General features: G+C 42.2%; 23 protein-coding genes. 15 read left to right on the top strand and 8 right to left on the bottom strand.

Annotation, left to right across the window (positions count from 1 at the left end):
* The first annotated feature begins 204 nt into the window (after nt 1–204).
* The 4 genes from PCRYO_RS00265 to sstT all read left to right on the top strand — a co-directional run bounded on the left by PCRYO_RS00265 (nt 205) and on the right by sstT (nt 4643).
* Entirely contained in the window at nt 205–810 is a 606-nt protein-coding gene (locus tag PCRYO_RS00265) for a cysteine hydrolase family protein (RefSeq protein ID WP_011512427.1), read from the top strand.
* 251 nt (nt 811–1061) lie between these two features.
* Entirely contained in the window at nt 1062–2741 is a 1680-nt protein-coding gene (locus PCRYO_RS00260; protein WP_011512426.1) for a leucyl aminopeptidase, read from the top strand.
* A gap of 49 nt (nt 2742–2790) precedes the next feature.
* Nucleotides 2791–3246: a DNA polymerase III subunit chi gene (locus tag PCRYO_RS00255; RefSeq protein WP_011512425.1), complete on the top strand. Its 456-nt coding sequence runs from the start codon at nt 2791–2793 to the stop codon at nt 3244–3246.
* Nucleotides 3247–3440: 194 nt separating this feature from the next.
* Nucleotides 3441–4643 carry a serine/threonine transporter SstT gene (sstT, locus tag PCRYO_RS00250; protein ID WP_011512424.1) on the top strand — a complete coding sequence of 401 codons (1203 nt, stop codon included), beginning with the start codon at nt 3441–3443 and terminating at the stop codon, nt 4641–4643.
* Nucleotides 4644–4730: 87 nt separating this feature from the next.
* Here the strand turns inward: sstT and PCRYO_RS00245 are convergent, their stop codons facing one another.
* Both PCRYO_RS00245 and PCRYO_RS00240 read right to left on the bottom strand, forming a co-directional pair.
* Complete coding sequence (locus PCRYO_RS00245; protein ID WP_011512423.1) at nt 4731–5054, bottom strand: chaperone modulator CbpM; 324 nt, start codon at nt 5052–5054, stop codon at nt 4731–4733.
* An 85-nt stretch (nt 5055–5139) separates the two neighbouring features.
* Entirely contained in the window at nt 5140–6132 is a 993-nt protein-coding gene (locus PCRYO_RS00240) for a DnaJ C-terminal domain-containing protein (RefSeq protein ID WP_011512422.1), read from the bottom strand.
* A gap of 543 nt (nt 6133–6675) precedes the next feature.
* Here PCRYO_RS00240 and PCRYO_RS00235 point away from each other — a divergent pair.
* A complete protein-coding gene (locus PCRYO_RS00235) occupies nt 6676–7038 on the top strand; it encodes a septal ring lytic transglycosylase RlpA family protein (RefSeq protein ID WP_011512421.1) in 363 nt (120 codons plus the stop codon).
* 104 nt (nt 7039–7142) lie between these two features.
* On the opposite strand, the gene PCRYO_RS00230 is transcribed toward PCRYO_RS00235, so the two are convergent.
* Entirely contained in the window at nt 7143–9134 is a 1992-nt protein-coding gene (locus tag PCRYO_RS00230) for an ATP-binding cassette domain-containing protein (RefSeq protein ID WP_011512420.1), read from the bottom strand.
* Nucleotides 9135–9637: 503 nt separating this feature from the next.
* Here PCRYO_RS00230 and erpA point away from each other — a divergent pair.
* From erpA to PCRYO_RS00185, 8 genes are all read left to right on the top strand, one after another.
* Nucleotides 9638–10018 carry an iron-sulfur cluster insertion protein ErpA gene (gene erpA, locus PCRYO_RS00225; protein WP_011279349.1) on the top strand — a complete coding sequence of 127 codons (381 nt, stop codon included), beginning with the start codon at nt 9638–9640 and terminating at the stop codon, nt 10016–10018.
* Nucleotides 10019–10413: 395 nt separating this feature from the next.
* A complete protein-coding gene (gene gshA, locus PCRYO_RS00215; protein WP_011512419.1) occupies nt 10414–11997 on the top strand; it encodes a glutamate--cysteine ligase in 1584 nt (527 codons plus the stop codon).
* 55 nt (nt 11998–12052) lie between these two features.
* Complete coding sequence (locus PCRYO_RS00210) at nt 12053–12583, top strand: disulfide bond formation protein B (RefSeq protein ID WP_011512418.1); 531 nt, start codon at nt 12053–12055, stop codon at nt 12581–12583.
* A gap of 193 nt (nt 12584–12776) precedes the next feature.
* Nucleotides 12777–13400, top strand: a complete 624-nt coding sequence (locus PCRYO_RS00205) for a copper resistance protein NlpE N-terminal domain-containing protein (protein WP_011512417.1) — start codon at nt 12777–12779, stop codon at nt 13398–13400.
* Between the two features lie 289 nt (nt 13401–13689).
* Nucleotides 13690–15207, top strand: a complete 1518-nt coding sequence (locus PCRYO_RS00200) for a Mur ligase domain-containing protein (RefSeq protein WP_011512416.1) — start codon at nt 13690–13692, stop codon at nt 15205–15207.
* 314 nt (nt 15208–15521) lie between these two features.
* Entirely contained in the window at nt 15522–15776 is a 255-nt protein-coding gene (locus tag PCRYO_RS00195; RefSeq protein ID WP_011512415.1) for a GlsB/YeaQ/YmgE family stress response membrane protein, read from the top strand.
* A 235-nt stretch (nt 15777–16011) separates the two neighbouring features.
* The gene (gene def / locus PCRYO_RS00190; RefSeq protein ID WP_011512414.1) at nt 16012–16566 is read left to right on the top strand and encodes a peptide deformylase; all 555 of its coding nucleotides are present in this window, start codon (nt 16012–16014) and stop codon (nt 16564–16566) included.
* 243 nt (nt 16567–16809) lie between these two features.
* A complete protein-coding gene (locus tag PCRYO_RS00185) occupies nt 16810–17985 on the top strand; it encodes a type III PLP-dependent enzyme (RefSeq protein WP_011512413.1) in 1176 nt (391 codons plus the stop codon).
* A 95-nt stretch (nt 17986–18080) separates the two neighbouring features.
* On the opposite strand, the gene PCRYO_RS00180 is transcribed toward PCRYO_RS00185, so the two are convergent.
* The 3 genes from PCRYO_RS00180 to dnaJ all read right to left on the bottom strand — a co-directional run bounded on the left by PCRYO_RS00180 (nt 18081) and on the right by dnaJ (nt 21240).
* Nucleotides 18081–19001: a hypothetical protein gene (locus tag PCRYO_RS00180; RefSeq protein ID WP_011512412.1), complete on the bottom strand. Its 921-nt coding sequence runs from the start codon at nt 18999–19001 to the stop codon at nt 18081–18083.
* A 101-nt stretch (nt 19002–19102) separates the two neighbouring features.
* A complete protein-coding gene (gene dapB / locus PCRYO_RS00175) occupies nt 19103–19933 on the bottom strand; it encodes a 4-hydroxy-tetrahydrodipicolinate reductase (protein WP_011512411.1) in 831 nt (276 codons plus the stop codon).
* Between the two features lie 170 nt (nt 19934–20103).
* Entirely contained in the window at nt 20104–21240 is a 1137-nt protein-coding gene (gene dnaJ / locus PCRYO_RS00170) for a molecular chaperone DnaJ (RefSeq protein WP_011512410.1), read from the bottom strand.
* Between the two features lie 484 nt (nt 21241–21724).
* Here dnaJ and PCRYO_RS00165 point away from each other — a divergent pair, with 484 nt between their 5' ends.
* Nucleotides 21725–22378, top strand: a complete 654-nt coding sequence (locus tag PCRYO_RS00165; RefSeq protein ID WP_041752894.1) for a DUF2939 domain-containing protein — start codon at nt 21725–21727, stop codon at nt 22376–22378.
* A 121-nt stretch (nt 22379–22499) separates the two neighbouring features.
* On the opposite strand, the gene PCRYO_RS00160 is transcribed toward PCRYO_RS00165, so the two are convergent.
* Both PCRYO_RS00160 and PCRYO_RS00155 read right to left on the bottom strand, forming a co-directional pair.
* Nucleotides 22500–23585, bottom strand: a complete 1086-nt coding sequence (locus tag PCRYO_RS00160) for a disulfide isomerase DsbC N-terminal domain-containing protein (RefSeq protein ID WP_041752893.1) — start codon at nt 23583–23585, stop codon at nt 22500–22502.
* Nucleotides 23586–23910: 325 nt separating this feature from the next.
* Nucleotides 23911–24615 (bottom strand): pseudouridine synthase, encoded by a 705-nt coding sequence (locus PCRYO_RS00155; protein ID WP_011512407.1) that lies wholly within the window; start codon nt 24613–24615, stop codon nt 23911–23913.
* Nucleotides 24616–24813: 198 nt separating this feature from the next.
* Between PCRYO_RS00155 and PCRYO_RS00150 the strand changes: the two genes are divergently transcribed.
* Nucleotides 24814–25410: a YigZ family protein gene (locus PCRYO_RS00150; RefSeq protein WP_011512406.1), complete on the top strand. Its 597-nt coding sequence runs from the start codon at nt 24814–24816 to the stop codon at nt 25408–25410.
* The last annotated feature ends 22 nt before the right edge of the window (nt 25411–25432 follow it).

Below are 25432 nucleotides of genomic sequence, written 5' to 3'. Positions count from 1 at the left end.
GCATTATATAAGATATAAGCGCTTTAACTCAGACATCACGAGTAAGTCTCTCATACATGCTTTCTAACTGAATTTGTGTACTGTACGTATCACGTACTGAATACTATCAGCATTAGTTGTTAGTATTTAACGTTAGTTAACATTCAAAATTATTTAAGATTTAGCATCTACACTTATATCGTTTACTAATTAACGGAGCATAAAATGTCTATTCCCTCTACTTTACTTGGATTAGCTGGTGGTCAATTTAATGAGATTGATTGGTCAAATTGCGCTATCGTCATGATTGATTTTCAGAATGAATATGTTGACGGCGCGATGCCGTTAGGTGATGCCGGTAATAAAGCTACTGCGAACGCGTGCCTGCTACTCGATAGAGCTAGAAGCGAAGCTATCCCGATATTTCATGTTACTCATCACGGGCAGGATAATGATAAAATTTTCAATCCATTATCATCAAAAGTAGATATTATTAATAGCCTGCAGCCCATTAATGACGAAAAAACCATTGTTAAAATGCACCCTAATGCATTTTATGATACCGAGCTGCAAGCGCTAATAAAATCGGCTGGTAAGCAACAAATTATTTTTGCAGGCTTTATGAGCCATATGTGCGTCAGCTCAAGCGTCAGAGCAGCCTTTGATTTGGGTTTTGAAAATTTCGTGTGTCATGATGCTTGTGCCACGCGCGATCTGCCTAGTGTTGCAGGACAAGTCATAATGGCTAGTACTGTGCATGATAGTGCGATGGCTGCACTTCAAGATAGATTTGCCGCTCTAGTAGCGACTGATAAGTTGACTAACAACTAATGACTGACGCTAAAATAATGCAAGAAATAGCTCCAGAAACATTACCTAACCCTTGCTAACTGCGTACTGTATGCCGATATGCTACACTACTATGCTTGCTTGATAGGCGTGCTATTTAAGATAAGTAGCAGTTAGAATACACTACCGATTCAAATGCGTTAGCAGTTAAAATTTGATATCTTTTTAAATTTGACACCTTACTGTATTCACGCTTTTAAAAAAATGCATTCATCTAATAAGGATAACAATATATGAATATTAAATTAACGCAAAGTTTACCGAAAACCCATACACAAAAAATTCTTAAAAAAGAAGCTAAAAGCAAAGATGCCGCTTGCCTCGTCGTCTTAATTGATGATAAGAAAAATATCTTAGCTGAGTCGGTATTAAGTGATTATCAAACCCGTATTGAGCAATTGATTGAAGTATCGCACTTTAATGGCAAAGCTTGTGAGACGGTTGCTGACTATGCGCTGGCTGGCGATAAAAAAACCACCAAAGAAAATCCAGTACAGCTGTTATTGGTCGGTGTGGGTAATGTTGATAAATTACGTCATAGCGTTCTAGAAAAAATTGCCAATACCATTTATAAGAGCACGCAAAAGCGTGTTGACTCTATCACTGTTGCGCTGGGCGATGCTTTAGAAGAAAACCATTTTAGTCAATTCGCGTTGAGCCTACTGGCAGCAAGCTATCGTTTTGATAAGTACAAATCTGAGCAGCAAACGCCTGTTTTAACGGATATTTACTTACTGGCAGAGCCATCTTTAGAGGAATCGTTAAACTTTGCACAAGCGGTCTTTACTGGTCAAAGCTTAACCCGTGATGTCGCCAATGAGCCGGGTAATATCTGTTTCCCAGCGTATATGGCTGAGCAAGCACAGGAATTGGCAGCCACTTATCCTGACCTCTTAAAAGTCACCGTATTAGGTGAAAAAGAGATGTCAGCATTAGGTATGAACTGCTTCTTATCGGTCGCGCAAGGCTCGACCAAAGAGGGCAAGCTGGTGTTAATGGAATATCGTGGCAAGTCTAATTTTAGCGTCAATGCTGATGGCGATACTAGCAAAGCCATTATCAACAGCGCAAAAGTAGCGGGTGGTCTAAAAGCATTGGCTGATAAGTTACCTAGCAAAGCTACTAGCAAAAAAGCCGCTAAAAATGCGAAACAAGATAGTAATGACGATGTGCAAGTTGCAAATGACGACTCGCCTATCGTATTGGTTGGTAAAGGCGTCACCTTCGATTCAGGTGGTATCTCAATCAAACCGGGTGCGGCGATGGATGAGATGAAATTTGATATGGGCGGTTCTGCTGCGGTAATCGGTACCCTAAAAGCATTATGTGAAGCGCGTCTACCTATCAACGTCGTCGGTGCGCTAGCTTGTGCTGAAAATATGCCATCAGGAGAGGCGACGCGTCCTGGCGATATCATCATAGCAATGAACGGTAAGTCAGTTGAGATATTAAATACCGATGCTGAAGGTCGTTTAGTACTGTGCGATACCTTGTGCTATGTACAGAAGTATTATCAGCCAAAAGCCATCATCGATGTCGCAACCTTGACTGGTGCTTGTGTGGTTGCGCTAGGTCACGTCCGCTCAGCGGTCTTTAGTAATGACGAAGATGTGTTGTTTGACTTAGAAAACGCGAGTCATTTATCGGGTGATCTTATCTGGCACATGCCAATGGATGACGAGTATCAAGCGCAGATTGACTCGCCTATTGCTGATATTCAAAATATCGGTGGTAAAGGTGCTGGCGCTGTTACTGCTGCATGTTTCTTATCGCGCTTTATAGAAGAAGGCCAAGCATGGGCGCATTTAGACATCGCTGGTACGGCATGGATTTCAGGTCAAGACAAAGCTGCGACTGGTCGTCCTGTACCGTTATTTATGCAATATCTGAGAAATAGTGCAAACATGGCATAACTTATTAATGAGAACCAATTAATGAAAACCAATTAATGAAAATCAGTTTATGAACGTTAGCTTCTATGTATTAACTGAGAATAAAGCCCAAGATTTCTTGGGCTTTATTTGTCAGCTGACCCAAACCGCGCTTAATAAAAGCAATCAATCGTTGTTAATTCTTATCGACGATGATGAATTGCTATCGACGCTTGATAAGGCATTATGGGAGCAAGAGGCTACTAGCTTTATCCCCCATCAACGCCTTTTGAATGCTGATACTGATATCAACCATAAAGCGTTAGCGCCTGTACTTCTTAGCAATTATATGCCTGCTAACTTTAAAGGTATGGTTCTTAATACCACTATACATCCAGTAAGCACTTTTATGACAGCTACTATCAATGCGAAACCTACTCGTGTCCTTGAGCTGATAAAACCTGATGCAGCTAGTGTGCAAGAAGGTCGTCATAAATATAAAAGCTATCAACAACTCGGCTATGAGCTGACCCACTTTACAGTTTAATTCCTCAAACCGCTTTATTTGTTACGATAAAATCATTCTTTTTGCCACATATAATGCCTTTTCTTTAGCTCTATCATCCCAGTCAGATGCGGGTTAAAGGTAGGCGCTTATCCCAAAAAATGCTACCATCCTCCGATTATTTTTCTGTTTTCGCTATAAATATCTTATTTATTGACAAGGTTGAGGGTGTATAGATGCGTTCATTGATTGCGATGTACCAGCGTATAGGACTGGTACCGCTTATTATTATCGGTTTAGTATTAGGGGTATTAATAGGTTGGTTGGCACCAAATGTTGGTATTGCATTAGGATTATTGGGTACTTTATTTGTGGGGGCACTAAAAGCCGTCGCGCCGATACTGGTATTCGTTTTGGTCATGGCAGCCATTAGCCAACATCGTAGTGGCAACGAGGTCTATGTTAAACCCGTGCTGATCATGTATATGTTTGGCACTTTTTTAGCAGCGCTGACTGCTGTAGGGGCAAGCTTCTTATTTCCAACCGAGCTGGTTTTAGTCAATGCGGTAATTGAGCAAGTACCGCCAGCAAATTTAAAAGAAGTGTTGACCAACTTGCTGATGAATTTGGTCGCCAACCCCGTTCAGGCTATCGCTGAAGCCAACTATATTGGTATTTTGGCATGGGCAATTATCATTGGTTTTGCTTTACGTCAGGCGAGTGATACTGCTCGTACCGTGGTCGGTGATTTTTCTGATGCCATCTCACAAGTGGTAAAATGGGTTATTGCCTTAGCGCCTTTTGGTATTTTGGGTTTGGTTGCCAATACCGTCGCTGAGACAGGCTTTGAAGCTTTAGCTGGCTATGCACGCATCTTGATGGTATTGGTCGGTTGTATGCTATTTATCGCGCTAGTCGTCAATCCACTCATTATCTTAGTTAAGACAGGAAAAAATCCTTATCCGCTCGTGTTTATCTGCTTACGTGAGTCTGGTATCACCGCCTTCTTTACCCGCTCATCAGCGGCAAACATCCCCGTTAATATGAACCTTGCCCGTAAATTGGGTCTACATGAAGACACCTATTCAGTGACCATTCCCCTGGGTGCTACCATCAATATGGCGGGCGCTGCAATCACCATTAACGTTTTAACGCTTGCTGCTGCTCATACGCTCGGTATCGAAGTGACGTTTGCCTCAGCCCTGCTATTAAGCTTGGTAGCAACGATTAGTGCCTGCGGCGCATCTGGTGTTGCTGGTGGTTCATTGCTACTGATTCCATTAGCGGCAAGCCTATTTAGTATTCCAAATGACATTGCAATGCAAGTAGTCGCAATTGGCTTCATCATCGGCGTCATACAAGATTCTGCAGAAACCGCTCTGAACTCATCAACAGACGTCTTATTTACCGCTGCTGCTGATCCAAAATATGCTCGTTAATTTGCTATAAAATCGTATGCTTAAATGCTGAAGAGTCCAATCAATGATTGGGCTCTTTTTTATGATCGGCTTTTACTGTTCATTTAACTATTTTAATTGGTCAATCGTGACTTCAATAACGGGTGCTTGCATATCCAATTGGCGTTTTAATTGGCGCAGTTGCTCGATTTCATCCAACAGCTCAAGTATCAGACCAATTGCTGGCACGCTGGCTTCAAAGTCGCGACTTAGGCGGGACGCACGGCGCACAGTCGTCAGCTGATAGCCAGTAAACTGCTCGCGCTCTGGTACATCATATTCGATGATGTTCTCTTCAATCAGCTCGATCACCCACTGGCGCTCTTGACCACAGGCAGATATCAGCTCATCTAAGCTCATGATAATGTCATTAAATTCAGGCGAGTGTTTCATAGCGATTATCCTCGTTTTTCTTTATTTTATCGTTATCGTCTACATCTCTATTAGGGTATTAAACGGCTTTTATAAATCTATTTGTTTATCGCTCAATGGTTGTGTCAGCGAAGGCTTTTTTTAGTGCTTCATAAGCGTTGGTTTCCGCTTCACTATTGATATCGGGATTGACAATATTTAGGGTTAAGTATAAATCGCCTGCTTCTTTAGCAGGAATACCTTTGCCTTTTAAGCGTAAATTGCTGCCTGACTTGCTATTTTTAGGAATTGTCACACCTAGTGTGCCCGCTGGCGTATTAACATTAATTTTTTCACCCAGTGCTGCCTCCCATGGGGCGATGTTTACAGTTTGGTAAATATCTGCGCCTTCGATACGGATATTTGAAGCATGACGGATTTTAACCTTTAAAAATAAATCACCATTTTTACCATTACCACTGCCAGCCGCTCCTTGTCCAGCTAATCGAATTTGCTTGCCATCCGTAATGCCTTTAGGGATTTTAATTTTAAGGGTTTTATTATCGTAGCCCACACTGCCATTTGGCTGACGCACCGGAACATTTAACTTAATACTATAGTCATCACCGTTATAGACCGAAGCCAAATCAACAGTAATCTCGGCATGTTGATCTTGACCTTTGCTATCTTGGTTGCTAAAGCCGCCATACTGTGACTGACCACCCGCCTGTCCACTATTTTGTCCGCGTGCGCCGCGTCCAAATGCCGAAAAAATATCATCGAAGCGGAAACCTCCATCGCCATAAGCCTCACCTTCCCCAAACTGATCTTTGATATCTTCCCAACGGAAGCCGCCCTGACCAGCACCTGCTTGCCCGCCAAAACCGCCACCTTGACCAGCAAAAGGATTGTTTAGCATCGCATCATATTCAGCACGCTTGTCCTTATCTCTGATGGTTTCATAAGCATTATTAATCTCAGCAATCTTATTATCGGCATCTGGCGCATCGCTGACATCTGGATGATATTGACGGACGAGCTTACGATATCTTTTTTTAATATCGGCGTCTGAGGCGTCTTTGTTGACCCCTAAAATGTCATAGTAGTTTTTTTCTGCCATGTTATGTTCCTCAAAATAAGATCTATTAATAATAATGAAATGCCAATTGTAAACGCTAGTAATCGAAATTAGGTTGGCGATATAACAGATTGTGACCCTAGTCTACTTATAATGATAGCGCTAAAAAAACCAAATACCATTATAGAAATATTACCAATATAGGGGATTCAACTTAAAAGCGATACCGTGCACTTGCTATACATTATTATCGTCTCTGCTAGGCAGATAGTAGTATGCAAAGGATATTTTTCTCTGAAACATACTATTTAATACGAAAAATTTTTACTTTTAACTGATTTTATAATGAGAGAATCGACCAATAAATTGTTTATATTGACAGCAATCTAAATATAGCAAAATAGGTATATATATCATAACTTACTGTTAAAAAAGCATTTTTGACCTAAAGAGTTTTTTTACAGAGCTGTAAGAATGTGAAAAGTTATTTCTTGTATGATGTTTTATATTATTTGTACTCATAGGGAGTATGCATAACATAGGCAAGAGTATCTGTCTATTTCTTCAATAGCCAAAAGGTTTTAAATGTCTTATTTAATCAAGTCTTTAGTCATCACTTTATCAATACTATTGAGCGCCACTGCTTTCGCCGGTAATACCAGCTACTACGGTAGCAAGTTCCACGGTAAGCGCACGGCAAGTGGTAGTATCTTCAATATGAACTCCCTGACAGCCGCACATAGAACGCTGCCGTTTGGTACGAAGGTACAAGTGACCAACAAAAAGACAAAGCAGAGTGTGATTGTGAAAATTACAGATAGAGGACCTTTTATACGAGGTCGCATCCTTGATTTATCTAAAGCTGCTGCTGGTCAAATAAACTGTCAGCTTTGTACTACTACGATGGAAATCCTATCTTATGGTGATGGTCGATATCGTAGAGAGTAAGGCAATAAAGTAAAAAAAGGGAAGGCGTAAGCCTTCCCTTTTTTAATGACTGAGTTTTATCGCTTGGTTTCGATTAACAACTAATTGATAAAAACCTCACGGTATTAGCCGATATTGGCTTCCATTTCTTCTAAGGTTGTCATTGCCAGTAGCAATTTTTCTTCATGTTGACTATGTTGCTGCTGTAGCGCGGTTTGCTCATTCAGCAGTATCATCAAATCAGCCTTACGACTTTCTTCATAAAGATCCGTATTCGCCAGCTTTTCTTCTAACACCAGCAGCTTTCCATCAATTGTTGCCAAGGTCTTTTCTGTATTTTCAATATCACGGCGAATAGGCGCTGTTAATTTGCGTTGTTCAGCGGCCAGCTTGCGCTGCGCATCTTTACCCACTTGCTTGCTTGCTTGGCTACCTACTGAATTAGCATCTGTTTCACGTGAAACAAACTTCTTACTCTCTTTTTTGCTTTTTTTCTTACTGGTATTTTTATCTTGTGAATTTTCCTGCTTACGCTTTTCGGCAAGCCATTTACCATAATCGCTTATATCACCATCAAACTCATCGATTTGTCCATCATGTACCAAAAACAGCTCATCACAGACGTTGGCAATCAATTCACGGTCATGCGATACCAATACCACTGCCCCTTCAAAGCCCTGCAAAGCAATGGTCAGTGCTTGGCGCATTTGTAGGTCTAAATGGTTGGTTGGCTCATCGAGTACCAGCACGTTCGGACGTTGCCAAACAATCAAAGCCAATGTTAAGCGCGCACGCTCACCACCAGAAAATAGCTCGCTTATGGTATCGATACGGTCGCCACGGAAATCAAAGCTACCCAAAAACGAGCGTAACATCGCATCAGACGTTTTACCTGCCAAACGACGCAACATCTCTATCGGCGTTGCCTTCGGATCAAGAATATCCATTTGATGCTGGTTAAAGTAGCCAAGCTTTAGCGTATCAGAAACGTTATAGCTGCCCTTTAATACGCCAAGCTCACCGACCAAAGCTTTAATCAAGGTCGACTTACCAGCGCCATTCATTCCAAGCAGCCCAATACGAGTATCAGGAGTGACTTGTACGTTTGCATTATAAAGTAGCGGCGTGTCGCTATAACCAATATCCGCATCGGTCAACTCAATCAATGGCGAGCTCATATTTGCCGGCTCATAAAAGCGGAACGAGAACGGGTTATCCGCCATCATCGGAGACAGCTCCGCCATACGCTCAAGCTGCTTAATACGGCTCTGTGCTTGCTTGGCTTTACTAGCCTTTGCACGGAAGCGACGAATAAAGTCATCCAAATGTGCTTTGGTCGCTTCTTGCTTCTCAAACGCTTGCTGCTGCTGCGCCATACGCTCATGACGGGTACGAATAAACTGTTGATAGTTACCTGTATAAAGGGTGATTTTTTGCTGCTCAACGTGCAAAATATGACCGACAGTATTATCTAAGAAAGTTTGGTCATGCGAGATGACGATGACTAAACCAGTAAAGGCATTAATCCAAGTCTCAAGCCAAAGAATAGCATCCAAATCCAAATGGTTGGTTGGCTCATCAAGTAGCATTAAGTCAGCGCGGCTCATCAAGGTCTTAGCAAGGTTTAGACGCATACGCCAGCCACCAGAAAACCCTTCTACTGGCAATTCATGTTGGCTAGTATTAAAACCAAGACCCGCCATGATTTGTGCCGCTTTGGTTGGGGTACGATAGCCATCGATTTCATCAAACTGCTGATGTAGCACACCGATTTGCTCATCACTGACACTGCTTAAATCATTCAAAGTAGCGTTAATCTCGTACCACTGCTCATCACCGCTTAGCACGTAATCAATCGCCGTCTGTGTGGTCGCGCCAACTTCCTGCGCCATATGCGCCACATGCCAGCTATCAGGAATATTCACTTCGCCTTTATCTAGCGTCACTTCGGTATCGCCAGTGCCCATACGCGTCAATAATAAGGCAAACAAGGTTGATTTGCCGGTGCCGTTATTGCCCGTTAAGCCAACTTTGTGGCCCGGATGTAGCTGGAAGCTTGCCCCTGCAAACAACTCACGACCATCACGGCGAACACCAACGTCTTTAAATTCGATCATATAATTTCTTCATCTCAGCGGTAATATAAAACATAAGGCAATAGGAAAAACACTTATCTGGCGTGTTTACTGGCGGCTATTATTTCAAACGCCTAACCGATAGGCAAACAATTAAATAAGTATTTTAAATTCAAACCTTTATACTGCTACTAATTCCCTTGTATTCACAAACAACAAGGGGCATATATAAGTACGTTATAATAGCAAACGCTACTGTTACCCTTGACAAATCAATCATTAGCCCAACTATGTTATACTAGCAAAACACTATTGACATCAGGCAGTTAAGTGCTGATATTCTCCGTTAAAGCTTAGTTGCTATGCTGTCTATATCGCAGTGGTTGTCCAAAAATAGCGATACCTTGCATAAAAAATAGTGCAGTTGCCGGTAGGTCATGAATAGCAGCTATGAAAAGCTACTGGCAAGTCATCTTAGCCTGTATCAATAGACGACCTCGCATACGTAAAAATAATAACATCTGATTTTAGCAATTGAGGTAGATATGAACCAACCAGCCAACCAATTTAATCCAAGCTCAAGCCAACCTGTCGATCCAACTGTATTGAACCTGACTGACAGTGCGGCGCAAAAAGTCCGTCGCCTGCGTGAAGAAGAAGGTGATAGCAACTTGATGCTACGCGTCTATGTGACGGGCGGCGGCTGTTCGGGCTTTTCTTATGGCTTTAACTTCGCCAATGAGCTCAATGAAGATGATGCCAACTTCGATAATAACGATGTGACCTTGGTCGTTGACTCATTAAGCTATCAATACCTGCAAGGCTCTACCGTTGATTATACCGAAGGCTTGGAAGGCGCACGCTTTATCGTGACCAACCCTAATGCCACGACCACTTGTGGCTGCGGCTCGTCATTCTCGATCTAAATACTCGCTTTGGTATATCTTAATATCCAATGACTATATAAAGAATTGTTTTGCTATGGCACTTATCCGATTGGTAGGTGCTTTTTATTTCAGATATTTTTCCTGTAAAAATTTGGGTGCATTGGCTATTGATAAAAATAGAGTTGCCCTCCATAAAAGCTTTCAAGAAAATAAGCAAAAACGATCAATTAAAGTCACAACTTTCTTAGGGCTTTACTGCTATTTTATGGCTAGATTTTCTGCCAAACAGTGTGGAATTCACCTTCAGTAAAACTGACCGTATTTGTAATCGTGCGTGGTTTTTAGCCTGTCTTTGGGCTAAACTGAAGTCACTATTCTCTATTTTCCGATTAGCCATTGATGGTTTTTTAATCAATAATAACCAATAACAACAGATGATCCTTATGAGTAATTTTGCGAGTAGCTTTGTCGATTTTGATATTCCAAACTGGTTTGCCAGCGAGCATTTAGCAGGCATGTTACGTGGTATCGAAAAAGAAGGATTGCGCGTGACGCCTGATGGTTATTTGGCCCAAACGCCGCACCCTGCCAAACTCGGCTCCAAGCTGACTCATCCTTTTATTACGACGGATTACTCTGAAAGCTTACTTGAGCTGATTACCGACCCCAAGTCATCACCAAAAGAGACGCTAAATATGCTGCGTCAGCTGCATCTATTGGTCTATAAAGGTATGCCTGAAGATGAGCTGATGTGGCCGCTGTCTATGCCTTGTATGCTGTCATCAAATGATGAAGATATTCCGCTGGCGGACTATGGTAGCTCTAACACGGGTAAATTGAAAACTTTGTACCGTAGTGGACTTGGTGTTCGTTATGGTCGCCGGATGCAGACCATTGCAGGTTTACATTATAATTTATCATTTGGTGACGATTTATTCACTGCGTGGCAAACACAAACGCCTACTGCACAATCTCTGACATTAACAGAGTTTAAAAACGATAAATATCTGGGTCTAATTCGTAACTTTAAGCGCCTGACCAGCTTGGTGCTGTATTTATTGGGCGCAAGTCCCAGTGTCTGCCCTTGTTTTGTTTCAGGGATTGAGCACGACCTTGAGATGTTCAATAATTCAACCTATTATAAACCAACTGCTACCAGCCTGCGTATGGGCAAACTTGGTTACACCAATAGTGTGCAAGAGCACCTTGATATCCGCTATAACAATTTGCCCGAATATGTCAAAGGTCTGCGCCGTGCGATTCAAACCCCGCACGAAAGCTTTGAGAAGCTTGGCTTAGATGATGAGAATGGCAATCCTATTCAAATCAACAATCATATTTTACAAATAGAAAATGAATACTACAGCCCTATTCGTCCTAAGCAAATAGCCATGAGTGGCGAAAGCCCAACTGAAGCACTTGAGCGTCGTGGTATCGCTTACGTTGAGTTTCGTGCGATTGATTTGGACCCTTATAGCGATATCGGTATCCGCTTATCTAGTGCTTGCTTTTTAGAAGTGATGGCGCTTTATTGCTTGCTTAGTGATTCCCCTGAATTAATGCCTGAGGAAGAAGATGCGCTCGCTATCAATCTTGAGCGCGTTGTTAATGAAGGTCGTTGTGAAAATCTACAAATCCTTAATAATGGTGCCGAGCAATCATTAGAGAGCTGGATGCTAATGCATTTGAACCGTATGCAGCCGTTAGCTGCACTATTAGATGCCCATTATGGTGGCAATGATTATCGGGCGGCTGTTGCCTTGATGCAAGGCAAAGCTGGTCACTCTGAGTCAACTATTTCAGCGCAAGTGAACTCTGATAGCAAGCGCTTGGGCAGTTTATGGCAGTTGGGCTTTACTTTAGCGCAGCAGCATCGCGACTCGTTATTGCAGCAGACCCTCAGTCCAAATACCCAAGCAAAATATGAAGTGCTCGCCGAAAAATCCATCTTACAACAAGCGGAGATAGAAGCAGCTGAAACAGAAGATTTCATGGATTTCTTGCAGCAATATCGTTAATCTTTCATATCTTTCTGTCCTTTATTAACAAGCACTTTATAAGAGTATCTGCCCCATGCTACAGCTGACCACTTACCGTAATCTGCAAGTGTTTTTAGTCATAATGACCGCGATAGGCATGAGCTTTGCACTATTTTTCTTACAGCGTTATATGGGTTTTTCACCTTGTCCGCTTTGTATTTTTCAGCGGATTGGTCTGATGATCATGGGTGGGTTTGCTTTAATCGCCGCTTTATTTCATCCAAAATCGATGGTTATCAGACTACTACTTTGGCTTGGTAGTTTAGCGGGTATCGGCTGGGCGGCGATAGTCGCAGGACGTCATGTTTGGCTGCAGCATTTACCAGCAGATCAAGTCCCGTCATGTGGTCCGGGTTTGGATTATTGGCTTGATACCTTGCCTATGCAGCAGGTATTAAAAGAAGTATTTGCGGGCTCTGGTGAATGCGCCTCTATTGACTGGACGTTTCTGGGCTTAAGCATACCTGAACAATCCTTGATTTTATTTAGTATTCTGATACTGACCCATTTGCTTATCTTGTGGCGTATCGTACGTCCTGCTACCCCTAAGCCTCTCGCTCGATAAATAACGCATGGCGCGCTATTCATATTTTCTCCATTTTTATCACATAATTTAACGAAATCAAGCTCGCAACGCGGGCTTATTGTCGTTACTCTAGTCGTTTTCGTTCTATGTGGTTTTTACGCTGATTTTAGAGTCAAAATGACATCAGCTGTAATTAGCAATATTGTTTAAAAATCTGCTCTGTGGTAATACTATGATAAATTTTTCGCCTGTATTTTCTGCTTCCTCGCTTAACAACCGCTGTCTACGCCTATTATTAGCCGTACCGGTCTGTATCGCCTTGGTGAGTTGTGACAGTGCCTCTTCTTCTACAAATAAAAATACCCAAGGTGCGCCGATTAACAGCGACCAAAGTAACGTTTTGAATAATGATGAACCTGCCTTAGAAGACAATAGTGCTAAAGCATCAGCTAATGAAGACATTGATCAAGAAGGACAGGCACTTATTGCAGCAGCAGACTCGAATGATAACTCAGCACGTTCACCGATGATTTCAGCAGCAAATAGCGACAGTATGTTGCAAGCGACCTTGATGGGCGATTATGGTGGCGTTGTCCCCTGCCCATCTTGTGGCAGTATCGACCTCACGCTAAACTTATTCGCTGACGGTTCAGTATTAAAAACCAGTGTTTTTAATCAGGCTAAAACGCCGCAACCGCCTTTGATAGAATCCGGTGTCTATCGTCAAGACAATGATGTAATTACTATCGTTTATGAGAAAAAAAATATCGAAACCTATCAAATTCAAGATAATCACTTGATCATGATGGATGAGTATAAAAATCCTGATGAAAACTATGCTTTAGCACGTCAATAAATGCGTGAATAGTAACGCCATACAGCATCTTTGAGATAACACTAAATCAGACTATTTTATAATTTTGATAACGCCTATTTACTAGGCGTTTTTTATTGGTCAATGAACCATGATTACTTTACAATGAGCGCTTGCCTGCTGTGCTACGGTTGTTGGCTCAACATAAAAGAGTACTGGCTTAAATAGCAATTTGCTAAGATAAATATTAGCTCATCCAAAATACAGCAATCTCTTTTATTGGCTTACGTTAGATTTTCATTCCTCTTATTCAAGCTCGTACGGAACGTCTATGCATATTCATATTCTTGGTATTTGTGGTACTTTTATGGGCTCACTGGCATTGCTAGCGCGCGAGCTTGGACATACGGTCACGGGCTCAGATGCCAACGTTTATCCGCCGATGTCCACCCAACTGGAAAACGCGGGCGTGACCATTGAGCAAGGCTATCTGGTAGAGCATTTGCAACCAGCACCAGATCTAGTCGTGGTTGGTAATGCCATGAAGCGCGGTATGGATGTCATCGAATATATGCTGGACACAGGTCTACGCTATACCTCTGGACCCCAGTTTTTATCTGAGCAAGTATTGCAATCTCGCCATGTCATCGCAGTGGCAGGTACTCATGGCAAGACCACGACGACGACCATGCTCGCGTGGATACTGCACTATGCCGGTATCGACACTGGGTTTTTAATCGGTGGTGTGCCACTTGTTGATACTGCTGATGCACACTTGCAGCAAGTCTTTGCTCACAGCAGTTATTTGGGTGCTGACAAAATTGATAATGACGATTCGGCAAATACTGGCTATTTCGTTATCGAAGCAGATGAATACGATTCTGCATTTTTTGATAAGCGTTCAAAGTTCGTACATTATCGTCCGCGTACGGCTATTTTAAATAACCTTGAATTTGATCATGCGGATATTTTTGCGGATCTTGATGCTATTCAGACCCAATTTCATCATATGGTGCGCATGATTCCAAGCACTGGCAAAATCATTATGCCCACAGCGACTGCCAGCTTAGAGGAAACGTTAGCGAAAGGTGTTTGGACACCCGTTTGGCGGACAGCAGTATTGGACTCAGCGGCACATAATACTCATGCAACAGATAATACCTACGCAAAAGATAAGCATGTAAAAGATAGTAGCGATTGGCAAGCTGAACTTATCAGCGAAGATGGTGGTCAATTTGCTGTTAGTTTTGCGGCTGATATTGCTGATAAAGAAGCCACGGGAGTCGTCGATTGGTCGATGAGCGGCATTCACAATGTGAATAACGCCTTGGTTGCTGTCGCAGCGGCTTATAACATCGGTGTCAGTGTTAAAACTGCCTGTGCGGCGTTATCAGCATTTGCCGGTATTAAACGTCGGATGGAGCTTATAGGTAATGTAAATGATATCTTGGTCTTTGATGATTTCGCTCATCATCCAACGGCAATTACGACTACTTTGGATGGTGCTAAGAAAAAGCTAGCTGATAGACGACTGTGGGCAATTATTGAACCACGTAGTAATACCATGAAAATGGGCATTCATCAAGACAGCTTGGCTGAGTCTGCTGCTCTCGCCGATCATACCTTATGGTATGAGCCGACAGGACTTGAGTGGGGTCTAAAAGAAGTCATTAATAATGCCACTATCGCAAATCCAGATATTGGCAGCCAACAGGTACTCTCTAGCGTAGAAGATATCATTACTCATATTTGCACATATGCCAAGGCTGGTGATGCGATTGTGATTATGTCTAATGGCGGCTTTGAAGGTATTCATCAGCGTTTAGTAACCGCTTTAGCTAATAGTTAGTCTGGCTCTATAACCCTGTAGAATAACAGGCGTAGCTCATTAATAATGAGCTACGCCTGTTTATTTCTTTTTATACCTATAAAAAAATATTTTTACTTTTATAGAGAGATATAGTCATTTCATTAGCGACTTTACTACCTTTGTAACACCCCGTTTACCTATTTCCCCTGCTAAATAGCAAATATCGCTTTTTCCTCACAGAGCCCATACATAGGTAACATTTTTTGCTTATTTCTTGATCTCGATAATGTTTACAATGGATTCAACAAAATAAGTAAACCATTATAAATGATAGACACTTTAGGAGAATTGATATGAGCTTTATTTGGATGATTATTGTTGGTCTGGTTGCAGGTTTATTGGCACGTGCGATTAAGCCAGGTAGCGATCCTATGGGTTGGATTATGACGATTGTATTGGGTATCGTTGGTGCGATGCTTGGTGGTTTTGTTGCTGGCCTAATTGGTATCAATGCTGATGGCGGTTTCACTGGTCTAATCTTCTCAGTAATTGGTGCGATTATATTACTGTTCATCTATGAGATGATTATGAGTAAACGTCGCGTATAATTGGACACAGCTAAACAGCTAATACATTTCAATAACGAATACATAAAATAAAGGTCTTGTGCAATCAAGGCCTTTTTTATTGTTTCAAATTCCTCTATCAATACATTATTACTATATTTTTCTTATATTTATCAGTCAGGATATCTCGCTTTAGCTATTGATAAGCATTACTTTTGTCCCCATTTATCTTATAATATCAAACCTATTTTTTATCTTTATCATTGAGGTGAGCCTTATGGCGTTACTCCCTATTTTAAGCTATCCCGACCCGCGTCTGCGTACGATTGCAACGCCTGTCAAGGAAGTCACTGCTGAAATCAAAACCTTAATCACCGATATGATTGAGACCATGTACGATGCGCAAGGTATCGGTCTGGCTGCAAGCCAAGTGGATCACCATATCCAGCTTATCGTGATGGATTTATCAGAAGATAAAGACAGCCCAAGAGTGTTTATCAATCCCAAAGTAACGCCATTGGTTGAAGAAAAGCAGCCGTATGAAGAAGGTTGTCTGTCCGTGCCAGACGTCTATGACAAAGTTGAGCGCCCAAACAAAGTGCGTATCGAAGCACTAGATGAGAATGGCAATAAGATTGATGAAGAAGTAGAAGGCTTACTTGCCGTTTGCATCCAACACGAAATGGATCATCTGAATGGGGTGATTTTCGTCGATTATTTGTCGCGTTTGAAACAGACACGTGCGCGTGATAAGGTGCGTAAAGTCCTTAAAATACGTGAAAAACAAGGCGAGCAAGTGGCGGAAAAAGAGCCACAGCCAGCAAACTCTTAATCTATTTCTCTGATAAGTTGATTTCACATACGTTTATCGTCAAGTGGTTTTGTTATGGCTTATGCTACGTTTTAAACGTTGTCTGTTTTAGATACTGCACATAGCGCAGCGATAAGGTGACGATTGAACGTTTAGATTTTAGCGTAAAGAATTTGGGTTTTATTATTAGTTTTGGTTAGCATCACTATTTGTTAGCTTCATTCCTTGTTCTCATTAAATACTGTTTTTATTAAAGGTCTTACTATGATTAAAATCGACCAATATTTTGACCCTGCCGGCTGGCAGAAGTTTACTAAAGCGGCTGAAGGTCGTGAAACGCCATTTTTGGTGGTTGATCTTAATCGCATTAAAATAAAATATCATGAAATGGTTGGTTTTTTTCCTCATGCTAAAATCCATTATGCGATGAAAGCAAGCCCTGCTGTCGAAGTCATCAATCTGCTTGCTGAGCTTGGTTCAAACTTTGACTGTGCATCGATTTATGAGCTTGATCGCGTGCTTGACTGCGGCGTTGAGCCCTCACGTATCTCTTATGGTAATACCATCAAAAAGCCTGAACATGTCAAATACGCCTTTGAAAAAGGGGTTGATTTGTATGCGACCGACTCAGAAGCAGATTTAAAAAACATTGCAAAACATGCACCTGGCTCAAAAATATTTGTACGTATCTTAGTACAAGGGTCAGATACCGCTGAATGGCCATTATCACGCAAATTTGGTTGTCACCCCAATATGGCGATTGAACTATTGATTCAAGCGCAAGAATTGGGCTTGGTACCTTATGGCATCTCATTCCATGTGGGCAGTCAGCAAAAAGACGTTGCCGCTTGGGATGATGCTTTAGCCAAAGTTAAATATATGTTTGATTGGATGAAGAACGAAGAAGGCATAAAGCTTCAAATGATAAATTTGGGTGGCGGCTTTCCGGCAAACTATCTGAGCGAAGTCAATCCTATCAAAGTCTATGCTGAAGAGATTCAAAGCTACTTAAGCGATGACTATAGTGCTGAAGATATGCCAGAGATTATTTTAGAGCCCGGTCGTTCATTGGTTGGCGGTTCAGGCGTACTGGTTAGTGACGTGGTATTGATTTCTCGTAAATCGCATACTGATCTGACACGTTGGGTCTATACCGATGTGGGTTTATTTCAAGGTTTAATTGAAACCTTAGGTGAAGCTATCAAGTACCCCGTTTATACACCTAAAATGGAAACCTCAACCAGCGCGGGTACGGTGGTATTAGCAGGTCCTACTTGTGACTCAACTGATATCATGTATGAAGAGGCAGGTTATCAGCTACCAGAAGAGCTGGAGATTGGTGACAAGATATTTTGGTTAACTACGGGTGCTTATACCAACTCGTACTCATCTATTGAGTTCAATGGTTTTCCACCGTTAGAAGTGGTCTATGTTGACTAATTTGTGATAAATAATCGTTACTATAAAAAGCGCGGCATTGTGAATAACAGTGCCGCGCTTTTTTATGTTTATTTCGCTATAGTATTTATCATTAGCTACTGTACTAGTAGCGATATTGGCACATCATTGCTACGGCTATTGTTTTGGTTGCCACCATAACCTGCGGTCTGATTTTGGCTGTTTTGAGAGATTTGCCCGATAGTCACCCATTGTCCACGTGGCACAATAATGGTGCTATTCAATCTTTGCCCTTGCACACTACTATTGTAACCATAGCGATTGTAAGAAGGATTGGCACGCACGAGCTTTTCTTCAACTTGGGTCAATTGTACTTCGACTTGTCCATTCGGTAACAGTCTTGGCGTAACCGCAATACCTTGGCTCGTTGGCAATAAGACCTGCTGCTGGATAATAATCCTTCCTGCTGGACGGTTGTAAGCTGGATAGGTTGGATAACTATTGGCAGTATAGGTTTGATTTAGTGCGTAGAGTGTACCAGTGCTAATGCTGGCGGCACTACCTGACAAGGTTTGTACTTGATATAAATTATTTGTTTGTTGTTGGCTATTACTCTGGTTGATAATCCCTACGCCTTGAATACCGCTATTGCTGATAGTGACTCGACCTTGCTGAATATTATCCTGAGCACTGCTATTATTGCCAACACGCACAGCGACCGTCAATGCCTGTGGCTGACGGTCAATCTGTGCCAATAGCTTTTGTACTGCCTGATAGTTGCTGGCAGTGGTACGAAGCACTAGCTTATCTTGATAAATCGACACCGTGCCGCCGTCGCGACTGGCATTTAACTGCTGACGAACGGAAGGTAGCAATGCATCACCGCCATACGTATGAATGACATAGGTTTGATAAGCAGCTGCTTGTACAACTATTGGCACTACAGTTAAACTTAGGATAAATGCTATCTGACGTCCATAACTTATGGTTTTGACAGTTTTTATAATAGCCAGCTTTCGACCAAAAATCGCTATTAGATTTTCACTAAACTTATTCATAATTGACCTCTAGCAATAGTTAAACGCTATCAAAAGCCATACTCAGCAGCTACCAAACCATAAGAAAAAACCTTAATAATTCAAACCTTGTTCGTTAAAGCCTAGTCATTTAAACCTAAGACATCCTGCATATTATATTGTCCAGCCGACTGCTGAACAATCCACGTAGCGGCACGCACAGCGCCAGCAGCAAAAGTCATTCTTGCGCGCGCGCGATGGGTAATTTCAACAACTTCACCATCCGCAATAAACATCACAGTATGATCGCCGATGATTTCACCGCCACGTATCGCATGAATACCAATCGTACCTGCTTCGCGCTCGCCAGTTTGTCCTTCACGACCATAGACAGCGACGTCTTTTAGATTCTGTCCACGTGCTTCTGCCACAGCTTCTGCCATCATGTAAGCAGTACCTGATGGCGCATCGATTTTATGCTTATGATGCGCCTCAATGACCTCTACATCAGCATCAGTGCCAAAAGCTTTAGCAGCCATACCTAATAGCTTTAATGAAAGATTAACACCTGTTGAATAGTTACCCGCATAAACGATAGCAACTTGCTCACTCGCTTTTGCCAATACTTGCTCTTGCTGCTCATTAAATCCTGTCGTGCCGATAACCATAGCGACGTTGTGCTCAGCACAGACTTGCATGTTTTGTTCAGTAGCAGCAGGTAAGCTAAAGTCAATCAATACATCAATCTTATTAATCACTGACTGTAAATCATCAACTATTTGCACATTCAATCGACCGACCGCAGCAACTTCACCCGCATCTGCTCCAACCAAACTTGAGCCTTGACGCTCAATCGCTGCAATTAATGTCGTTTGTGGATTGTCTTGTATCGCTTCGATAAGCATACGTCCCATCCGACCACCTGCACCGATGACACCGACATTAATCATTTTTTTATTCTCTGGCTGACTCATATAATTATCCTAAGTACTTTATTTTTAATACGCTGGTTTTTAAATTTATTAGGCTAAGTTTAGCAAATATCAGCTTGTGAATGGTTTTTTATAGCACCAATAAAAAGCTCGATAGTTTCACGTGAAACTATCGAGCTTTTATCAGTTATCCATTCAAATACAGAATGCTGTTAGTCGAACAAATCGCCAATCTTTTTAAAGAAAGATTTTTTATGTGGTGACTGCTGATGCTTACTATCACCATCCAGTGTATCTTGGAATTGACGTAGCAAATCTTTTTGCTCACGAGTCAGATTCACTGGTGTTTCGATGACCACACGGCAGATCAAATCACCTTTCATCGTCGTACGTACTGGTGTCACACCTCTACCACGGACACGTAATAATTTACCACTTTGTGTGCCTTCAGCAACCTTGATTTTCACTTTGCCATCTAAGGTTGGGATTTCAACTTCTTTACCGAGTGCTGCATCAGTGATACTAACTGGCACATCCATATACAAATCAGCACCTTGACGGGTAAAGACGTTGTGCTGTTTGACACGTACTTCGACGTATAAGTCGCCGTTTTGTACGCCAGCGCCGCCCGCTTCGCCTTCGCCTGCTAAACGGACGCGATCACCATCATCAACGCCTGCTGGAATAGAAACTTCTAGCGTGCGTGACTTGTCTTTGACGCCATTACCATGACAGTCAGAACAAGGGTTTTTAATTTGTTTACCAGTACCGCCACAATGTGGGCAGGCCTGTTGAACGGCAAAGAAGCCTTGTTGCATACGAACTTGACCTTGACCATGACAAGTTTGGCAAGTCACGATATCAGAGGCATTTTTTGCGCCTTTACCATCACAAGTATCGCAAGGCGCAGGAGCTGTAAAGCTGATTTCTTTTTTGCAGCCGCGTACCGCTTCTTCTAAAGTCAGCTCAATCACATAACGTAAGTCTGAGCCGCGACGCGAACGCCCACCGCCGCCGCCACGTGACTGACCAAAGATATCACCAAAGTTGCCAAAGATATCACCAAAGATATCTTGGAAGTTCCCACCACCGCCACCGCCGAAACCACCACCGCCCATGCCGTTTTCAAAAGCAGCATGACCCATACGGTCATAGGCTGAGCGTTTTTCTTCGCTACTTAATACTTCATAAGCCATCGATGCTTCTTTAAATTTTTCTTCAGCATCTGGGTCTTCAGAGTTACGGTCTGGATGGTATTTCATGGCAAGCTTGCGGTAGGCTCGCTTGATCTCTTTGTTATCAGCGGTCTTACTGACACCTAGTATTTCATAAAAATCGCGCTTACTCATGGGCTCTCCTATCGTCTTCACAGTCCACCGCTTGGTTGCTTTATCGTTCAATACTGCTCATCATCGCAAAAAATGTTTCACATGAAACATAGCGGAAGACAGAGAACAGTGATGATAATCGTATAAATCTTACCAGCGAATACAGTGGGGTGCTGCTTAGTCAAATCAATTATTAAAAGTTTGCGCTATTTATGGAGATGGCAGCAGCATTTATCAAGTTGGCAGAAGTACAAAGTGTTAATTAGACTCTTTAGTTAATATTAAAAAGAATTCATTAAGGAATGAACAAAGTTTTTTATACCTCCATAATGCTCAGCCATGCTAGTATTTATCGCCATATAGACAGCGGTAGTCGAGTCCGTTTAAAGCATGAATACCACTAAAGGTGATGCTCTTTTATTTTAAGCCAACTGTACTCGAACATTACTCTTTAAAGTCCTATTTATACTCATCGCCATTACGCTTGTATCAAGGTATCGATTTTATGAAAAAGCTGATTATTTTATTGATTGTCATTGCCATTACTATCTATGCAGGCTCGCCTTATTACAGCGCTTATCAGCTTAAAAAGGCTTATGATGCCAAAGATGGTGCGACTATCGCGGCAGCTATCGACTATGAGCAAGTACGCCCAAGTATGCAAGACCAGCTCACTGAGCAATTTGCCGTGACCATGACAAAATACCCATTGGTCGCTGAGCTTGGCGGCGAACCATTAAAAGAGGCGGCGAATGGTTTTATTATGCAAGCAGTCGCTGGTGCCATCACACCGCAAAATATCGAAAAAGTCATCAATACCCAAGGTCAAGCCAACACTGCCACTAAAGAGCTGGCGGCAGCGTGGGCAATCGCTAGCAATCAAGTAGATTTAAAAAATCTCATTCAAAATCTGATTATTCATCGCGGTGATGTTAATGTTGTGGTCAAAAATCAGATGCAGCAAATCATGGAAAAGCAGGCTGATGAGCTTGAACAGCAGGCAGCCCAAGGGACTGACAGTGACAAACCCCAATTAAGTTACTGCAGTATCAATTGCTTCACCATCAGTGGTCAGGTAAAAGGCTATCCTTTGACTATAGAGATGCAGCGTGAAGGATTAATTAACTGGAAAATCGTCGATATTGTGTTGCCACAATAGACTTGCTACCATCAACTGTTATATGAATAAAAACCCGCCCTATGAGCTATATTCATAGGGCGGGTTTTTATTCATTATTCAATATGATATCCATCATAACTATTATAGAAATATCAACGACTTATTTTACTCCCAAGAATTCTAAAAACTCAGGACTCTCAAAACTCGCTTGAAACAATACGCCATCTTCACGATAAATAGCAGGAGTTGCCATGACGGCTAAACCTGCCGCTTTTTCACGATTGCCTGCCACATCATCAGTTTTGCAAGATGCAGGCGCTGGTGTCATCTTGCCATGTAGCATCGCCTGATCAAGCGCTTTACGACGACTTTCCTCATTACCTTGGCACCAGATACCGCGCATTTGCTCAGGCGACGCTTCATAAATCGGATAACCAATAGTTTTTATCGTCACGCCTTTGGCATTAAGCATCGGCATCTGCTTATGTAATCTGCGGCAATAAGGGCAATTGACATCCGTTGCTACGTAAATCACCGCTTTTTCAGCACTAGTGGCAGGATAGGTAATTAACTGCTTAGTATCCAATGTGGTTAGGACAGATTGATTTTTAAGCTTTTCAAAGCGGTTATCAAGCCCAGTAAACTGACCATTTTCGATGACTGATATCTCACCATCGGTGATGTACTGGGCGTCATCTGATAACAAGAACGGTACGCCCTCTAAAGTCGCACCCCAAATCACACCCGGTACTGCAGTGTAAAAGAACGGTGTTTTGTTACTCATGTTTTTAAGCGCGCCCATATTTGCCAATATGTCAGATTTGATACTGGCACTGACAGGCTTACCTATTTGCGCGCTGGTGCTACGCGCTGGCGTTTTGGTTACTACTCGCTTGCTTGGATTCTTTTGCAGCTCGCCTTGAATGACATATTTACCATCTTCAGTAATATGCAGTGGCAATTGCTCAGCCAAATTGACTTGATACATATTGGGTAATTTAGAGGGTGCAATCGAGGTTATCTGCGTTTTGATACCTGCTTGAGTCAGCAATTGGCGCAAACGGCTATCAACAGATTTACTGACTGTACCAATAGCTTTCGTATTCTGACCAGCTTGGGCACTGTGGTTAACCTTTTGGCTGACTGTTTTATTGGTCATATCGGCAGTGTTCGGCTGCGCGCAAGCAGTGGTTGCTAACAACATAACACCAATCAAACTTGCGGATTTTAATACAGGGAGTTTCACAGAGACCGTCCTATCTGGTTTTTAATAATGATCGTTATTCACTCATGCCTATTTAATAAAAGAGCAGTAAATAACATTATGTAAAAATATAGATTAAAAAAGATAGGCTGACTGTAGCACAAGGAGGTTTTTTTCAAAGTATTAAAGACTTAATTTTGCAAAACTGCTACTGAGCTTTAAGAGATAGGCAACACAGGCAGCCGCTAATGCTAATTGACAGAAATATCTGAGTAGCAGAACGCAAAAAGCAGCACACTATTGAGTGGCTGCTGATTTTGGAGTAATTTTTCTAAAGCATAATTTTATAACCTAATAAGCTACAACTCTAAAATTTTGCTACTTCTTCTGGTGTTAAGAAGCGACTGTCGCCTTTTTCTAACCCGTCTAAAGTAATATGACCGACACTAGCACGATGTAGCTCAACCACTCTATTACCGAAATAGCCCATCATACGTTTCACTTGATGGTATTTACCTTGCTCTAAGGTTAAACGCGCATGAGTTTCATCGATAAACTCGAGGGTCGCAGGCTTGGTTTCTTCGTGGTCACCTTCTAAAAGGATGCCTTCAGCCACTTCCTTAATGGCATTGGCTTGAGCGTCACTATCCATAGCATCTGCTAACGTCAACTCGTAGACTTTGGCATGTTCATGCTTTGGGCTAGTTACGCGATGTAGCCAGCCGCCATCATCACTGATGAGTAATGCACCAGTTGTATCAACATCAAGACGCCCAGCAATACGTAAACTGCCAAGCTCTGGCACCGCAATAAGGTCAGTGACGATTGGGTATTCTTTAGCCTTTAGGGTACATTCAAAGCCTTCTGGTTTATGAAGCAAGATATAGCGATTGCCAGTGGCGACCGACAATGGCTCGCCTGCCCACTGTACATCGTCATTAACGATATCGACATGTACACCGGGATCTTTAATGACTTGCTCGTTTACTGTGACTTCACCAGCGTGCAGAATTTTTTTGGATTCTTTACGCGACAGCTCAGTGGCTTTACTCAGAAATTTATCTAGACGCATACGATTTGCCTACCATCCGTTTTGGGATACTCACTCTCAATCAAAGACCAACGATGCATGCACGTGCACGTCTGTTGTTGGCTATCTTCAATGGTCAGAAGTGGTACTATAATGAAAAATGAAATTTACACTGCGCCAAATACGGACAACAGTGAAAGTTAGACAAGTTTACCATATCCAACCTAAGCCTGATGAAATATGAGCTATCAAACGCTAAAACGTGCCGTCACTGCACGCTTAGAAATCAAAAAATCTGCCTTTATTACCTATGCTTATCCAGTGACCTCGCGTGAGCAGGCAATGTTTCACGTGGAACAACTACGTGAGCAATATGCTGATGCCCGTCATCACTGTTGGGCTTATATTATTGGCGATCCCAATAACACCACCAGCGCAGGCTTTGACGATGATGGCGAGCCCAATGGCACCGCAGGACGACCGATATTAAACGTCTTGCAACATAAATCTATCGGCAACGTCATTATTATCGTTGTCCGTTATTTTGGTGGTATCAAGCTCGGTGCTGGCGGTTTGACCCGTTCTTATGCAGGCTCAGCGCAAGCGGCAGTGGATGAGATGATACTAAGCCCTTATGTTCCTATTATCACGGTACCAATACTGGCAGAATTCGCCACCGAAGCCCAGTGCCGCTATGTCGTCGAGAGCTTAAACGGCAGCATCGATAATGTCGCTTATAGTAAGCAGGTTACCTTGACTGTGACGCTCGCTGAGGCAAATATCGAGCACTTAAAAGAACGTCTTGCGATGGATGGACGCGTATTAGATAAGTTATAAGAATTAAATGAGTAATCATGCG

The sequence above is a fragment of the Psychrobacter cryohalolentis K5 genome (assembly GCF_000013905.1).
In the GTDB taxonomy this organism is placed as follows: Bacteria; Pseudomonadota; Gammaproteobacteria; order Pseudomonadales; family Moraxellaceae; genus Psychrobacter; species Psychrobacter cryohalolentis.
Note: the sequence above shows the minus strand (reverse complement) of the source record. Positions and strands in the feature narration are given on the sequence as shown.

Coding starts and splice junctions, on each gene's coding strand:
- PCRYO_RS00195 (WP_011512415.1), top strand. CDS start 15,522: ATGAGCTTTATTTGGATGATTATTGTTGGTCTGGTTGCAGGTTTATTG.
- PCRYO_RS00180 (WP_011512412.1), bottom strand. CDS start 19,001: ATGAATAAGTTTAGTGAAAATCTAATAGCGATTTTTGGTCGAAAGCTG.
- PCRYO_RS00265 (WP_011512427.1), top strand. CDS start 205: ATGTCTATTCCCTCTACTTTACTTGGATTAGCTGGTGGTCAATTTAAT.
- PCRYO_RS00205 (WP_011512417.1), top strand. CDS start 12,777: ATGATAAATTTTTCGCCTGTATTTTCTGCTTCCTCGCTTAACAACCGC.
- PCRYO_RS00260 (WP_011512426.1), top strand. CDS start 1,062: ATGAATATTAAATTAACGCAAAGTTTACCGAAAACCCATACACAAAAA.
- PCRYO_RS00155 (WP_011512407.1), bottom strand. CDS start 24,615: ATGCGTCTAGATAAATTTCTGAGTAAAGCCACTGAGCTGTCGCGTAAA.
- dnaJ (WP_011512410.1), bottom strand. CDS start 21,240: ATGAGTAAGCGCGATTTTTATGAAATACTAGGTGTCAGTAAGACCGCT.
- PCRYO_RS00165 (WP_041752894.1), top strand. CDS start 21,725: ATGAAAAAGCTGATTATTTTATTGATTGTCATTGCCATTACTATCTAT.
- def (WP_011512414.1), top strand. CDS start 16,012: ATGGCGTTACTCCCTATTTTAAGCTATCCCGACCCGCGTCTGCGTACG.
- PCRYO_RS00235 (WP_011512421.1), top strand. CDS start 6,676: ATGTCTTATTTAATCAAGTCTTTAGTCATCACTTTATCAATACTATTG.
- PCRYO_RS00185 (WP_011512413.1), top strand. CDS start 16,810: ATGATTAAAATCGACCAATATTTTGACCCTGCCGGCTGGCAGAAGTTT.
- sstT (WP_011512424.1), top strand. CDS start 3,441: ATGCGTTCATTGATTGCGATGTACCAGCGTATAGGACTGGTACCGCTT.
- PCRYO_RS00210 (WP_011512418.1), top strand. CDS start 12,053: ATGCTACAGCTGACCACTTACCGTAATCTGCAAGTGTTTTTAGTCATA.
- PCRYO_RS00245 (WP_011512423.1), bottom strand. CDS start 5,054: ATGAAACACTCGCCTGAATTTAATGACATTATCATGAGCTTAGATGAG.
- PCRYO_RS00230 (WP_011512420.1), bottom strand. CDS start 9,134: ATGATCGAATTTAAAGACGTTGGTGTTCGCCGTGATGGTCGTGAGTTG.
- PCRYO_RS00240 (WP_011512422.1), bottom strand. CDS start 6,132: ATGGCAGAAAAAAACTACTATGACATTTTAGGGGTCAACAAAGACGCC.
- PCRYO_RS00200 (WP_011512416.1), top strand. CDS start 13,690: ATGCATATTCATATTCTTGGTATTTGTGGTACTTTTATGGGCTCACTG.
- PCRYO_RS00150 (WP_011512406.1), top strand. CDS start 24,814: ATGAGCTATCAAACGCTAAAACGTGCCGTCACTGCACGCTTAGAAATC.
- PCRYO_RS00255 (WP_011512425.1), top strand. CDS start 2,791: ATGAACGTTAGCTTCTATGTATTAACTGAGAATAAAGCCCAAGATTTC.
- dapB (WP_011512411.1), bottom strand. CDS start 19,933: ATGAGTCAGCCAGAGAATAAAAAAATGATTAATGTCGGTGTCATCGGT.
- gshA (WP_011512419.1), top strand. CDS start 10,414: ATGATCCTTATGAGTAATTTTGCGAGTAGCTTTGTCGATTTTGATATT.
- erpA (WP_011279349.1), top strand. CDS start 9,638: ATGAACCAACCAGCCAACCAATTTAATCCAAGCTCAAGCCAACCTGTC.